Below are 13,562 nucleotides of genomic sequence, written 5' to 3'. Positions count from 1 at the left end.
TTATTTTGTAGCCCTAGTAAAAGCAGGCTAATTGGAACGGGGGCGGAAAAGGGCAAACATCACTACGCTAAATTCGTCGCAAAGACATTGCTCAAACTCTTGTATTTGCTATGGATAAATTTCCATCAAACGCTTTTCACAGCGTATAATAAAAATAGCGAAACGATTCACTAAAGTAGAGTTAAGAGGTGTGCCCGTGATTATCATCATCGATAACCAAGATTCATTTACTTATAATCTCGTTCATTATTTTGAGCAGTTGGACGACGCTGTAATCGTTTTTCAAAATGACGAACTTACTGTAACACGACTAGAAAATCTCGCGCCGGACCTCATTGTACTGTCACCTGGACCTGGACGTCCGACTGCAACTGGCGCGAGTCAAGCTGTATTGACAGAGCTAAGTGGACAGATCCCAATACTAGGTGTTTGCCTTGGCCATCAAACTATTATTGAACATTTTGGAGGACAGGTTGTAAAAGGAAGTCGGCCAATGCACGGGAAAGTTTCCATCTTAACGCATGATGAAGGCGGATTGTTTAAAGGAATAACCAATCCAACAGCTGTCACTCGCTATCATTCACTAGTAGCACAAGAACCTCTTCCTACCTGTTTAGTCGTGACCGCACGTTCAGAAGACGGAGCAGTCATGGCCGTTCGGCACCAAAGCATGCCGGTTGAAGGCATCCAGTTTCATCCAGAATCGATTTTAACAGCTGAAGGCTTTGCCATGCTGAAAAATTGCTATGAACTTGCGAAGTGGTGGAAAGAAAATAATAAGGGAGGTGCTGGAAATGTCAAACCCTCACCTATTGTATGAGTTTCGAAATGAAGCAGGCGAAATTGAACCGCTTTTTTTTAGTGAGCCAGTAAGCATCTTCGAAACAGCTGTATTAGCAGAAGTGCCAACAATTATGGATAAGGTAGAGAAGGCAGTCGGAGATGGATTTTACGCAGCGGGCTATGTTTCTTATGAAGCAGCTCCAGCTTTTCACCCCGAAATGCGCGTGCAGTCACAAGGAGAAATGCCACTCGTTTGGTTTGGCATTTTCAATGAACCCCAACAATATGCACCTGTTGAAGAACTACAAACATATGCTGTTTCAGAATGGAACATGACGAGCTCTATCGATCACTACAAAACAGGCATTCAGCAAATCAAGCAGGCAATTGAAAGAGGTGACACGTACCAAGTAAATTACACAGAACGGCTGTCTGCAAAGTTCACAGGGAACGATTTGGCATTTTATCGTCAACTAGCGAGAAACCAACAAGCAGATTACGGGGCCTATTTAAACCTCGGCAGGTTCCGTGTACTTTCCGCGTCTCCAGAACTGTTTTTTAAAGTGCAGGGAGGCAAAATTACTGCTAAACCAATGAAAGGCACAGCATCAAGAGGTCGCACGACACATGAAGATAACGAGCACGTAAAGGCATTAGTAAGTTCTGAAAAAGAACAGGCTGAGAATTTAATGATTGTCGATTTGCTTCGAAACGATATGAGCCGATTAGCTAAAAAAGGAACAGTCAAAACAGAGGCACTGTTTACAGTAGAAACGTATCCAACAGTTCATCAGTTAACATCTACAGTTCAAGCGGAACTAGATGAAACAGCGACAATTTTAAACTGGTTTCAAGCCTTATTTCCATGTGGTTCGATTACCGGTGCACCTAAAATTAGCACGATGAAATACATAGCTGATTTAGAACAAACACCACGAGAAGTATATTGTGGCGCTATCGGATTTATAACGCCTGAAAAACAAGCCGTCTTTAATGTGCCAATTCGAACCGTTGTCATCGACCGGGAAAGAGATACTGCGCGTTTCGGAGTGGGTGGGGGTATTACATGGGATTCAACTTCTGAAGGGGAATTTCAAGAACTTCATACAAAGGCACAAGTGCTAACAGCGAAAAGGCCTGTGTTTCATTTGTTAGAATCCTTGAAACTAGAAGACGGAAATTATCCATTGCTGCCGTATCATTTAGCTCGTCTTAAAGATTCCGCAGAATATTTTCATTTCCCGGGAAATATTCAGAAAATCGAAAGTGAATTAGGGAGACTTGCAGAGAAACATGCAGTAGGGTTATACAAAATTCGGTTGCTAGTGGATAAAGACGGTCAAATAGAGCTGCAAGCACAAAACATAATACCCATCGCTCAACCAGTCAAGTGCATCTGGGCGCCTCGCGCGGTAGATAGTCGTGATCCGTTTTTATTCCACAAAACGACGCATCGTGATGTATACGAGCAGGCGTCTGGAAAACTACCAGAAGGAATATTTTCGACCATTTTATGGAATGAACAGCAGCAGATTACAGAATTTACGATTGGGAACGCAGTGCTCGAAAAAAACGGTAAGTTTTTTACGCCTCCGGTTTCTTGCGGCTTGTTAGCAGGAACATTTCGACAGCAATTGGTAGACCGGCAAGTTATCGAAGAAAAAATGATAACTAAAGAAGAACTGGCTGACTGCGACGCTTTGTGGTTGGTCAATAGTGTACGAGGATGGCTAGCTGTAGAGCTAGTAAATGACCACGATGTAACTAGTTTGACGCTGTAGCGTGTGAATATGAAAAAGCCCAGCCGAGAAAAATTCTCTCGCTGGGCTTTTTCATTTTTATTCAAAATCAATTTTGTAATCATCAGCTTTAATTATTTTCAGCTTACGTGTGAAGATGTACAGCAAACCAACATTCAAAATGACTGGAAGTACTAGAAATGTACTGAGCATGACTGCAACATTACGGCCACTCCAACCACCTTCTGCTAGGTTTATGTAATTCAATGGACCAACGAGACCAGACAATCCAAAACCGGCACTATAAGGAGTGCCTTGTATGTTCAAGATGCCGGCCAAAGCGCCTAGAACAGCAGCTGTAATGACCATGGGTATGGCGATTTGTGGTTTCATTAAAAAGTTTTTCATTTGAATTTTCGGAGACCCGAGTACGTGCACGAGTGCGGTTCCTAGAGAATTGGCTTTATAGCTCGAAATAGCCAAGCCGATCCCTGCTGCCACGATCCCCAAATTTGCAGCGCCTGCCCCGACACCAGATAGCATGATAACTGTAGCAATCCCAACGGTGGATACCGGGAGTAGAATGACAACGCAAAAAATCATTGCAATAATAGCCCCCATGACTATGGGCTGCAAAGAAGTAGTATGCGCAACCAGTGAGCCGATCAACCCAGTCGATTGTTTCATCATTGGTAGCAATAAATAACCAATCATTCCGGGAATCATAATACTTAAAGTAGGCATTAATAGAATCGCGTACGCTTTTAGTTTATCGCCGATTAATTGGACAAACAACACTGCCAATGCCGCTGTAATGGCAATATTGACGACAATGCCAATCCCATTTAACGTCATAACGCCTTCTGCCGTTTTTTCGACGACACCGCTACCAACCATAGCTGCAAGGCCGACACTTGCTGTTTGAATTGGAGTTAATTTAAAAGAAATACCAACCATGACGCCAACTGTTACGGGCAATAAGCTCATGGTGAAAATTGTAATATCAAACAAATGCTGCAATGGAGGAAAGTGCGGGATCAATAGCTTTAAAATCTCGCCTAATAATGCGTTGGGAATTAGGGCTACGACCACGCCAATACTTACACCATTCAACAGTTTACTCATAAACTCTTTCATCTCTGCAACTCCTACCTTGCTTAGTTAAATTATGTTACTACTATAATGAATGCTAGAGTATAAAGCAATGAAAATTTAGTGAATTAACGCGTTGGTGTACGAAAGTATTTAATTGGACAGAATAAAAGACAGTAAACTAACTAAAATTGAAAATAGCGTATAATGACCATAGTGAAAGTAGATAGAAAAGGGAGGGGTATTTATTTCGGTTAATAAAGAGACGCAAATTTTAGATGAATTAATGGAAAAAATCACATTAAAAAAATTTGTTGCTGGTGAAAAATTGCCTTCAGAAAACGAACTAGCGAATTGGTATGGCGTGCCCCGTATGACTGTCCGCGCAGCGTTGACTAAGCTAGAAGAACGTGGTTTTATCTTTTCAAAACAAGGCAAAGGAAGATTTTTAAAAGAAAAGTCTACGCTGATCAAGTTGCATTTAACCGGAAAAGTGAGTTTTACTGAAAAAATGCAACAAGCTGGTTATGATTTGAAGACGCGTCTTATTCGTTGTGAAGAAGCTCCGTACGAAGAAAAAATTTACAATTTGTTGGAGTGTGAATCAACAGACAAGGTCTACAAGGTTTCAAGAATTCGGATAATCGGTGGACAGCCCATTGCTATTCATCATTCTTTTGTCAGTGAGAAAATATTTTCTGAAATAGCAACAGAAGGACCTCATATTCGTTCAATGTTTGCGTACTATCGACAACATGGCTATAGCGAATTTGTCGACAGCAACACCTTATTAAGCATCTCTTTTCCAACTTCGGCAGAGCAACAGCTTCTGCTTTGTAAAAGCATGGTGCCTCTTTTGTTAGTAGAGAATGACTGTATTGATGAAAAGACGGGTAAAGTGCTTGAGCATACGAAAATTTTGTATCGCAGTGATAAATTTACATACGATATTACGATGAATTAAACAAGTCACACCCTCTCATACGTAATAAAAGCAGGTAGAGAAAACGATTCAGTTTCCTCTACCTGCTTTTTGGGTTGTCCAATTGTTAAGCGCCTTTACAAAAGCTTAACGACAGCTTAAAACACGGCCACTTGGCGACAAGTTACGATGAACTTACAGACGAGGAGGCAGTGAACATGAAAAGGCGCAGACGAACAGAAATTCTTATTCAAGGCGATGGCAGATTGGCAAAAGAAATGGCAACCAGTGTCACAAATAAATACGAATATCGTGAAGTAACAGCTCCTGAACAAGGAATGATTATGGTGAAGATGAGAGAATCTGCTAAAAACTCTTTGTTTTATATGGGGGAAGTCCTAATAACAGAAGCAAAAGTAGAAATTTCAGGAGAAATTGGGACAGGTCTATTAGTCGGAATGGACGAATTGCGCGCTGAATATTTGGCGATTATTGATGCAGCCTTTAAAGCGCAACTTCCTGAAATGCAGGATTGGGAACTAAGATTGCTAGAAGAAGAACAGCAAATCAACAAAGCCAAAGCCCAGCAACAAGCTGAACTTTTCAAAACAAAAGTTAACTTCGAAACGATGGAAGTCTAAGCAACAGCCTAAAAACTAACTGAGCAGGAGAGATAATATGGCGATTGATCGAATACATGACTTGCAGCAAGTTTATCGAAAAATAGTACATAGTATGTCACGACCAGGAACTATTTCTACCATTAAACAACAAACAAAAAATGTGGACGTTGATTTTGGCTGTACGGACGCACTTATTTTGAGTGCGATGGCACTGTTGGATGCTGAAGTCACATTTCATGTAATAGCGAAAAATAGAACAGACTTAATCGGTAAAATTTCTGAGTATACTTCAGCACGTTTTGCATCAGTGCAAGCAGCCGATTTTATTATCGTCTTAAAAGAAGATAAAGAAATAGACATTTTAGAGGCGATGATACAGTGCAAAATCGGTAATTTGATTGATCCGCATCAATCGGCAACTTGGATCATTGAAAGTGCGAATTTGGTTAATGAAGGGCCCCTGCAGTTGACTGGACCAGGAATACGGACAGAAGCTCACTTACAAACCGACCAATCCAATCAGTTTTGGCAAACGAGAGACAGTCGCATCAAAGAGTATCCAATGGGCATCGATCTCATTTTTGCAGACAAAGCGGCTCAAATCGCTTGTATACCGAGAAGCGTTTCGGCAATTCCGATGGAGGTGAAATAGATGGGCTATGTTCCTGTAAAAGGTGGAACTCAGGCGATTGATGCTTCGATTAAACGCCTGACGTACGAACGATTAAAAGGTCAAGAAATTTTGGAAATCAAGACAATTTTGTCGACAATGGGCAGTATGGTGGATCAAGTAATGTCGGAAAGCAGTCTGTACTCACCAGAACTAGCAGCTTTGGCTATCAAACAAGGTGAAGGCAGTATGGAAGAAGCCGTTTTCTTGATGCGTGCGCATCGTTCGACTTTGCCGCGTCATTACTATAGTGAGACGGTCGAAGTTGAGACGATGCTTGTCGAACGGCGAATATCGGCAAGCTTTAAAGACGTTCCCGGTGGCCAATTGTTAGGTGCTACGTACGATTACACACACCGTTTGTTGGACTTCGGAATGATGGAAGAAAACGCTGAAGTTAATCGAAAGTGGCTGCAAGATTACCGAGACAGTTTGTCAGTCATCCAATCGGGACAAGAGGTTGTCTATTTCCCAAAAGTTGTCGACTACCTACGTGAAGAAGGCTTGTTCGAAACATTCGAACCGGATAATGCGCAACCTACTGATGTTACTAAACAAAGTTTGCAGTTTCCAACAACGAGAAGTGCCCGTTTACAAGTAATGACACGGGGCCAAACAGGAGCTGTTACTTCATTTGGATATGCATCGTTACGAGGATATGGAGAAGTCCATCCGACTGTCGGCGAAGTTCGTGTCGGAAAAGTTCCAATTTATACAGCTCATCCGAACAAAACGGATTTGGACCCCGAAGACCAATTTTATATCGGTGAAATACGCATAACCGAAGTAGAGTCATTTGTACCGGTCACTGTAAAAAACACCAACAATGAAGATGCATTGGAATTTGAAATTGGTTACGGTGTTTGTTACGGCCAAAACGAAACCAAAGCGATTGCGATGAGTATTCTAGATCAGTGCCTAGAACATCCAAACACCGAATTCCCAACTCATGACGAGGAGTTCGTCTTATTACATATCGATTCAGTAGAATCTACTGGTTTTATTTCTCATTTGAAATTACCGCATTACGTCACGTTTCAATCTAAACTAGACAGTATTCGCCAAGTAAAAAAGGAGGGAACGGCAGTTGAGAGCTAATACGCATTTTGCCTTTTTTGATGAAGGTTCTAAAAAAGAGATTCGACGAGCTACATTGAAAGCTGTGGCGATTCCGGGATACCAAGTACCTTTCGCTTCAAGGGAAATGCCGATTGCACGTGGTTGGGGAACAGGCGGCCTGCAGTTGACGCTGTCTTTAATCGGCCAATCGGATGTACTAAAAGTCATCGACCAAGGGGCTGACGAGTCAGTCAATGCAGTCAGTATTAAAAAACTCGTTCAAGAAACGACAGGTGTTCAACTCACTGATCAAACTGAAAATGCTGATTTGATTCAGTCACGCCACCGAATCCCTGAAGTGCCGTTGACAAAAGATCAAATCCTAATTCTTCAAGTACCTATACCTGAACCTTTGCGACCTGTTGAAGCAAGCGAATACAAAACAAAGCGCATGCATGCTGAAGATGATTATAGCGGAGCTTGGCTAATGTTGTTCGAGCAAATTGTGAAATACGGCAAAACCGCAACTTATGCAGATCATCCAGTTTATGTGAATGGACGCTATGTCATGGCACCAAGTCCGATTCCGCGTTTTGACAATCCTAAAATGCATCATTCAGAAGCCTTGATTTTACTCGGTGCGGGACGTGAAAAGAAAATTTACGCCGTTCCACCTTATACAGCTGTCGAATCATTAGCATTTGATGATTATCCGTTTGCTGTCGAATCATTTAATGGACAAGGATGCCGTCTTTGCGGCACAGGAGACGTTTTCTTAGATGAATTAATTGATCAAGAAACAGGGGAAACTGTCTACCAATGCAACGACACGAGTTATTGTATGGATCAGTTGAACAGCAAAGAGAAAGTCGGGGTGACGAGCAGCTATGCGTGAAGAACCCATTTTGAAAGTCCGCAATCTACGCAAACAATTTGGACCCGGTTGTCCCCATTGCGACAATTTGGATGCCGCTCAATTAGAGAAAAATTTCTGTGCGAAATGTGGCACAGTTTATGCAGTGCGCGATGTATCTCTTGATTTATACCCAGGCGAAATTCTAGGGATTGTCGGAGAAAGCGGAAGCGGGAAATCAACGTTAATGCAATGTCTTTACTTTGACACTGACGTTGCGTCAGGGAATGCGTATATTGATAAACCCGCTTTAGCTGGTATCAATGTATTTGAATTGTCTTCTCAACAAAAGCGTTCCATTCGCAACCACGACTACGGAATGGTTTATCAGAATCCAGTCCATGGGTTAAAAATGAATTTTTCTTCTGTCGGAAATATTGCTGAAAAACTAATTGCAGCAGGCAATCGAAATGTTGGAGAAATGGAAATGATCAGTAAAAGATTGCTTGATAATGTCCATATTCCACTCCACCGCATGAAAGAAGAACCACGCAATTTTTCAGGAGGAATGCAGCAACGTGTTCAAATTGCAAAAGCATTATCAAATAATCCTCCTATTCTATTTTTAGATGAAGTGACGACCGGTCTCGATTTATCTGTACAAGCTAATGTTTTGGATTTAATTAAAAAAATACAACGGGAACTTGGCATCAGCATGATCATTGTGTCACACGATTTGGCAGTTATTCGCATGCTTGCAGACCGAACGATTGTCATGCTAAATGGCGAAATTATCGAACAAGGATTGACCGATCAAGTATTAGAAGACCCACAACATGCATACACGCAGCAACTTGTGTACTCACTACTCTAGGAGGATCGATACTTTGTATATTATTCATAACGGCAAAATCGTAACCGAGCAAACGATACTAGAAGGATTTGTAGTCGTAGTTGAAGGAGAACTTATCCGAGCAATCATTCCTAAAGAGCAAATCGGTGATTATCCAGAAGCCCGACTGATCGATGCCCGCGGAGGATACATCTCTCCCGGCTTTATCGACATTCATTCTGATTACATCGAAACAATCGCTTCACCGCGTCCGACAAGCATGATGGATTTTGATATTAGTTTACGAGAAGCGGAAAAAATTCTCATCAGCCATGGCATCACGACAATGTTTCATTCGTTATCGTTCTATAAAGAAGATGTTTTTTCACACAAGCCGATGCGCAACCCTACGAACATCCAACGAATGGTAGATGCTATCGAAACGACGCATAACCGACTGCATTTAATTCGCCACCGTTTGCATGCACGCTTTGAAATCGACAACATCGATGAAGTAGACCAGTTGGTGAAAAACATTGAAGATGGCAAAGTACACTTGCTGTCATTTATGGACCACACACCCGGACAAGGCCAGTACCGCAATCTAGAAGTCTACCGAGAAACGTTAAAGGGCTACCGAGACATTTCAGATGAAGACGTCAATGTGCTTATTGCAGAGCGACAAAGCATGGAATGCCTAACAACTCAAAAAATAAAAGAAGTAGCAGATATTGCACGGGCTCATGGAATCGCGGTCGCTTCACATGATGACGATGACATTAAAAAACTCGATTTGGTAAAAAGCTTTGGCACAACCATCAGCGAGTTTCCCATCACACTAGAAGTTGCGGCAAAAGCAAAAGAATTGGGCATTCATACCATTGCCGGCGCTCCAAACGTCATGCTAGGTGGCTCGCATTCAGGCAACCTATCCGCTGCAGAAGCTATCAGCCAAGGGTGTATGGACATTTTATGCAGCGATTACTACCCACCCGCGCTGCTGCACGCCGTCTTTGACCTTCACGAGAAGTATGGCAACAACTTACACGAGATGTTCATGATGGTTACCTTGAATCCCGCAAAAGCAGTGAAAATGGACGATGAACTAGGCTCCATTAAAGTCGGAAAAAGAGCGGACCTCCTAGTAATCGAGCGAATGGACGACGGCTACCCAATGCTAACCACCACAATGGTCAATGGCGTATTGATCACCACAACAAACTACCGAATTAAATAAGAAAAGCGCAAGCGCCCGTGTAGATTCGACGGGCATAATCTAAGTTTCTACACATAGTAACGGAATGTGACGACGTCTAACGATTCCACAACCCAAGAAGACTATGGTAGTTCTCGCTGGTTGCCTTGACGTGGAGGCGCTCTACTCCTAGGAAACACGAGCGCATCCACGCTAAGCAGCTGTCTCAAGCTAAAAACAGGAGGCAATACAATGACAATGTTAGAAATAACAGGCTTTGAGAAACGGTTCACAATTCATCATCTAAACAAAATAATGCCAGCTATAAAAGATATTAACTTCTCTTTAAAAGCAGCCGAATTCATTGGCATCGTTGGAAAAAGCGGTAGCGGTAAATCTACCATTCTGAAAAGCATTTACCGTACATACTTACCTGACCGCGGAGAAATTCTCTACAACTCTGCGGCTTTCGGAAAAATCGACCTGTCACATATTACCGAACGACAAATGCTCCATTTGCGAAAATATGAAATCGGCTACGTGTCGCAGTTTTTGAACGTCATGCCGAGAACTACGTGTCGTCAATTGGTAACCAACGCTTTACTAGAAATGGGTTCAGCAGCATCAATCGCACACGAAGAAGCGGAAAAAGCATTGGCTCATTTTGAAATTGATCCGAAACTTTGGGATAGCTACCCCAATACATTTTCAGGCGGTGAAAAATTACGTTTGAACATTGCAATGGCAACTGTAAAAAAACCGCGCTTGCTCTTGCTCGATGAACCGACTGCCAGCCTTGATTATCAATCAAAACTGAAAGTGCGGGAAATTATTGAAAAGTTAAAAGCCAATGGCACGACACTTGTTGGAATTTTTCATGATATTGAATTCATGGAAGGGCTTTGCGACAAAGTTTACGACATGCAAACAAGAACACTGACCGTTACTGACAAAGTAGGTGTTGGCACTGAAAGCTGACCTGCATGTACATAGCCACTATTCAGATGGAGCAGATTCGGTCACAGACGTCATAAAAAAAGCCGAAAAAGCAGGAGTCACGACTATCAGCTTTGTCGACCATGACACAGTTGCGGGTTGGCAAGAGCAGCAACGTGTCGCTGAAGCCTATGGAATACAAGCTATACCAGGCATTGAAATTTCGGCTTATGATTTCAAACGACAGCGAAAAGTGCACATACTCGGCTATCATTTCCGTCCGGAAGCATCCGCTATTTCTAAGTTATGCAAAGGACTATCAGAACTTCGCCACAGCCATTCAATGTGGCAGATGGACAGGATCAAAGAAGCAGGATTTCAATTGGATGTAGAAGCAGTTATCGAATCGGCTAACCCTTCAGCCACCGTTTACAAACAGCACATCATGCAACAATTAACAGATGATCATTACATCACTAAAGAATATCAAACCCTTTACAAACGTCTATTTAAAGGGAATGGCGTTGCAGCAGGTGACATTGAGTATGTCGCAGCGGTTTATGCTGTTCGGGCCATTGTCTCTGACGGAGGCGTAGCAGTTGTGGCACATCCTGGACAGTTAAATTCATTTGATTTGATACCTGAATTACTTGATGCAGGTCTTGGTGGAATTGAACGTAATCATTTTGATCATTCACTGGAAGATCAGCAGAAGGTAGAAGAATTAGCGAGGCGATACGGTTTGGTCATGACCGGTGGTAGCGATTATCACGGCGCTTTCGGTACAGCAGTAGAGCCAGGAGCGATTGTTAGTCCTGAAGATCTTACCCATCGTTAAAACTCTGTAAAGTTCCTGTAAATTTCAGTATTTTGTCGTGGAAATATGTTGTACTGTAACCAACAAATAGAATTTCTTGTCTATTCCAGACAAATCCAAAGGAGAATCGACTATGACAAAGAGAAGTTCAGCACTGGCTATACTTGTAGGATCAGCTTTACTGTTAGGTGCTTGTACAGATGGCAACGCAGAGGCAGGCAAATCAGAAGTTGACGATGTGATCAAAGTAGTTTGGTATCCAAATGAGTCTGGATCGGATATGACATCATCTCGTGATGAAATTGGAGAAGCCATCGAACAAGCAACCGGTAAAGAAGTCGAACATCAGTTAACAACCGATTACGCCATTGCGATTGAAACCATGGTCAACAATAATGCGGATTTGGCATTTATGGGAGCGCAAGGCTATATTGAAGCCAAAAATGGCAATGATGCAATTGAACCTTTAGTCGTACCAACAGGAGAATCTGGCACGCTTGACGACGCGGTCTACCACAGTTGGTTAGCGGTCAATGCGGATAACCAAGAAGAGTTCATGGTGGATGGAGAATTCTCACTAGACACATTAGAACAAAAAAAAATGTCCTTTGTTTCTAATAGCTCTACATCAGGGTTTGTTATCCCATCTTCTACCATCATCAATCATTTTGCTGACAAGCCGGGTTATGAAGACTTAGTCGCAGAAGATATGATGGAAGGCGGTCCGTTGTTTTCTCAAGTACTTTTTGGAAATTCTCACCAAGGCTCAGCTGTTAATTTACTAAACGACAGTGTAGAAGTGGCATCGTTTTGCGACACTTGTGCTGAAAATTACGTAGAAGTAACAGAAGGCGAAGCCAATAAAGTCGGTTCGATCTATAAAGTTAAAGACGATGCGACTGAACCATTTAACACAGTAGCAGGAAGTGAATTCGCATTGATGGATGTTATTCCTGTACTCAATGCACCATTTGTAGCCAATTTAGACGTGATGGGTCAAGAAGATTACGATACGTTAAAAGAACTATTCAGTTCAGACGAAATTGCAAACAATGAAAAAATATTCGTTCCGGAAGAATCCGGAAAACCAGGATTGTTCTTCAAGTCAGCAAACGAACGATTTGTATCAGTTGAAGATGATTGGTTTGATGCCATTCGTAAATTGTCGAAGTAACAACCAAAAGACAGCAGCGCATTCCTTCTACTGGGAATGCGCTGTCTGACAAACGAGGCGAGAAGGAGACGGTGAGCATGGCTTTATTGCAAATCAAAGATCTTGGTAAATCCTATAATCCCCATACGAAAATTCTTCAAGGGCTGAATTTTGAAGTGGAAGCTGGCGAATTTCTTTCTGTAATCGGACCTTCTGGTGCAGGAAAATCGACACTACTTCGATGCATTAACCGGATGGTGGAAATTGATGAAGGACAAGTTATTTTTAACGGTCAGAACGTAGGAGATTTGAATAAAAAAGAACTGCGAAAACTGCGTACTAACATGGGCATGATTTTTCAACATTATAATTTAGTGCCCCGTTTATCGGTCATTGAGAATGTATTGCATGGTCGCTTTGGCTATAAAACGACATTTCAAGGAGTATTGGGTCGATTTACAGAACAAGAAAAAGAACACGCTTTTTTCTTGTTGGAAAAGCTAGGCATTGAAGATCACGCCTATAAACGGTGCGATCAATTAAGTGGCGGTCAACAACAACGCGTCGGCATCGCGCGTTCACTGATTCAAGAACCAAAAATTGTCTTATGTGACGAACCGATTGCCTCACTCGATCCAAATGCCTCAAAAGTTATTATGGATCATTTAAAATCGATTACACAAGAACTCGGCATCACTTGTATCGTCAATCTTCACCAAGTTGAAATTGCCAAAAGTTATTCCGACCGAATCATTGGATTGAACAAAGGCGGAATCGTGTTTGATGGACCAAGTTACCGCTTGCACCGAAGTCACACGGACATCATTTACGGTACTGAGACACAGACGAGCCCAGAAATCAGAGAATTGATTACGGTTTAAGGAGCAA

General features: G+C 42.1%; 14 protein-coding genes. 13 read left to right on the top strand and 1 reads right to left on the bottom strand.

The features are described from left to right. Positions 1 to 196 precede the first annotated feature (196 nt). Together QMF37_RS09890 and pabB are read left to right on the top strand one after the other, a co-directional pair. A complete protein-coding gene (locus tag QMF37_RS09890) occupies positions 197 to 820 on the top strand; it encodes an anthranilate synthase component II (RefSeq protein ID WP_071152847.1) in 624 nt (207 codons plus the stop codon). Further along, positions 795 to 2,564: an aminodeoxychorismate synthase component I gene (gene pabB / locus QMF37_RS09885; protein ID WP_071152846.1), complete on the top strand. Its 1,770-nt coding sequence runs from the start codon at positions 795 to 797 to the stop codon at positions 2,562 to 2,564. Before QMF37_RS09890 ends, pabB begins: the two co-directional genes overlap by 26 nt. A 57-nt stretch (positions 2,565 to 2,621) precedes the next feature. Here the strand turns inward: pabB and QMF37_RS09880 are convergent, their stop codons facing one another. Continuing rightward, on the bottom strand, positions 2,622 to 3,659 hold the full coding sequence (locus QMF37_RS09880; protein WP_071152845.1) for a PTS sugar transporter subunit IIC: 1,038 nt from the start codon (positions 3,657 to 3,659) through the stop codon (positions 2,622 to 2,624). 181 nt (positions 3,660 to 3,840) lie between these two features. Here QMF37_RS09880 and QMF37_RS09875 point away from each other — a divergent pair, with 181 nt between their 5' ends. From QMF37_RS09875 to phnC, 11 genes are all read left to right on the top strand, one after another. Next, complete coding sequence (locus QMF37_RS09875) at positions 3,841 to 4,578, top strand: GntR family transcriptional regulator (protein WP_342743356.1); 738 nt, start codon at positions 3,841 to 3,843, stop codon at positions 4,576 to 4,578. A 176-nt stretch (positions 4,579 to 4,754) separates the two neighbouring features. After that, positions 4,755 to 5,177: a phosphonate C-P lyase system protein PhnG gene (gene phnG / locus QMF37_RS09870; RefSeq protein WP_071152843.1), complete on the top strand. Its 423-nt coding sequence runs from the start codon at positions 4,755 to 4,757 to the stop codon at positions 5,175 to 5,177. Positions 5,178 to 5,214: 37 nt separating this feature from the next. Then, positions 5,215 to 5,811 carry a phosphonate C-P lyase system protein PhnH gene (gene phnH, locus QMF37_RS09865; protein WP_071152842.1) on the top strand — a complete coding sequence of 199 codons (597 nt, stop codon included), beginning with the start codon at positions 5,215 to 5,217 and terminating at the stop codon, positions 5,809 to 5,811. After that, the gene (locus tag QMF37_RS09860; protein WP_071152841.1) at positions 5,812 to 6,927 is read left to right on the top strand and encodes a carbon-phosphorus lyase complex subunit PhnI; all 1,116 of its coding nucleotides are present in this window, start codon (positions 5,812 to 5,814) and stop codon (positions 6,925 to 6,927) included. It abuts the gene before it with no gap. Beyond that, positions 6,917 to 7,783 carry an alpha-D-ribose 1-methylphosphonate 5-phosphate C-P-lyase PhnJ gene (locus QMF37_RS09855; protein WP_071152840.1) on the top strand — a complete coding sequence of 289 codons (867 nt, stop codon included), beginning with the start codon at positions 6,917 to 6,919 and terminating at the stop codon, positions 7,781 to 7,783. Before QMF37_RS09860 ends, QMF37_RS09855 begins: the two co-directional genes overlap by 11 nt. Next, on the top strand, positions 7,776 to 8,615 hold the full coding sequence (locus tag QMF37_RS09850; RefSeq protein WP_283478173.1) for an ATP-binding cassette domain-containing protein: 840 nt from the start codon (positions 7,776 to 7,778) through the stop codon (positions 8,613 to 8,615). Before QMF37_RS09855 ends, QMF37_RS09850 begins: the two co-directional genes overlap by 8 nt. A 13-nt stretch (positions 8,616 to 8,628) precedes the next feature. Further along, the gene (gene phnM, locus QMF37_RS09845) at positions 8,629 to 9,810 is read left to right on the top strand and encodes a phosphonate metabolism protein PhnM (RefSeq protein WP_071152839.1); all 1,182 of its coding nucleotides are present in this window, start codon (positions 8,629 to 8,631) and stop codon (positions 9,808 to 9,810) included. Positions 9,811 to 10,020: 210 nt separating this feature from the next. Next, positions 10,021 to 10,746 (top strand): phosphonate C-P lyase system protein PhnL, encoded by a 726-nt coding sequence (locus QMF37_RS09840; protein WP_058384035.1) that lies wholly within the window; start codon positions 10,021 to 10,023, stop codon positions 10,744 to 10,746. Further along, the gene (locus QMF37_RS09835; protein WP_283478209.1) at positions 10,736 to 11,542 is read left to right on the top strand and encodes a PHP domain-containing protein; all 807 of its coding nucleotides are present in this window, start codon (positions 10,736 to 10,738) and stop codon (positions 11,540 to 11,542) included. Before QMF37_RS09840 ends, QMF37_RS09835 begins: the two co-directional genes overlap by 11 nt. Positions 11,543 to 11,654: 112 nt before the next feature. Next, the gene (locus QMF37_RS09830) at positions 11,655 to 12,695 is read left to right on the top strand and encodes a PhnD/SsuA/transferrin family substrate-binding protein (protein ID WP_283478170.1); all 1,041 of its coding nucleotides are present in this window, start codon (positions 11,655 to 11,657) and stop codon (positions 12,693 to 12,695) included. Between the two features lie 77 nt (positions 12,696 to 12,772). Beyond that, entirely contained in the window at positions 12,773 to 13,555 is a 783-nt protein-coding gene (gene phnC, locus QMF37_RS09825) for a phosphonate ABC transporter ATP-binding protein (RefSeq protein ID WP_058384037.1), read from the top strand. The last annotated feature ends 7 nt before the right edge of the window (positions 13,556 to 13,562 follow it).

It is taken from the genome of Planococcus sp. S3-L1, from assembly GCF_030063085.1.
GTDB classification, from domain to species: domain Bacteria; phylum Bacillota; class Bacilli; order Bacillales_A; family Planococcaceae; genus Planococcus; species Planococcus kocurii.
Note: the sequence above shows the minus strand (reverse complement) of the source record. Positions and strands in the feature narration are given on the sequence as shown.

Bases quoted from the DNA above. Each gene is read 5' to 3' on its own strand.
- QMF37_RS09840 (WP_058384035.1), top strand. From the start codon at position 10,021: ATGACAATGTTAGAAATAACAGGCTTTGAGAAACGGTTCACAATTCAT.
- QMF37_RS09860 (WP_071152841.1), top strand. From the start codon at position 5,812: ATGGGCTATGTTCCTGTAAAAGGTGGAACTCAGGCGATTGATGCTTCG.
- QMF37_RS09880 (WP_071152845.1), bottom strand. From the start codon at position 3,659: ATGAAAGAGTTTATGAGTAAACTGTTGAATGGTGTAAGTATTGGCGTG.
- phnH (WP_071152842.1), top strand. From the start codon at position 5,215: ATGGCGATTGATCGAATACATGACTTGCAGCAAGTTTATCGAAAAATA.
- phnC (WP_058384037.1), top strand. From the start codon at position 12,773: ATGGCTTTATTGCAAATCAAAGATCTTGGTAAATCCTATAATCCCCAT.
- QMF37_RS09830 (WP_283478170.1), top strand. From the start codon at position 11,655: ATGACAAAGAGAAGTTCAGCACTGGCTATACTTGTAGGATCAGCTTTA.
- phnG (WP_071152843.1), top strand. From the start codon at position 4,755: ATGAAAAGGCGCAGACGAACAGAAATTCTTATTCAAGGCGATGGCAGA.
- pabB (WP_071152846.1), top strand. From the start codon at position 795: ATGTCAAACCCTCACCTATTGTATGAGTTTCGAAATGAAGCAGGCGAA.
- QMF37_RS09850 (WP_283478173.1), top strand. From the start codon at position 7,776: ATGCGTGAAGAACCCATTTTGAAAGTCCGCAATCTACGCAAACAATTT.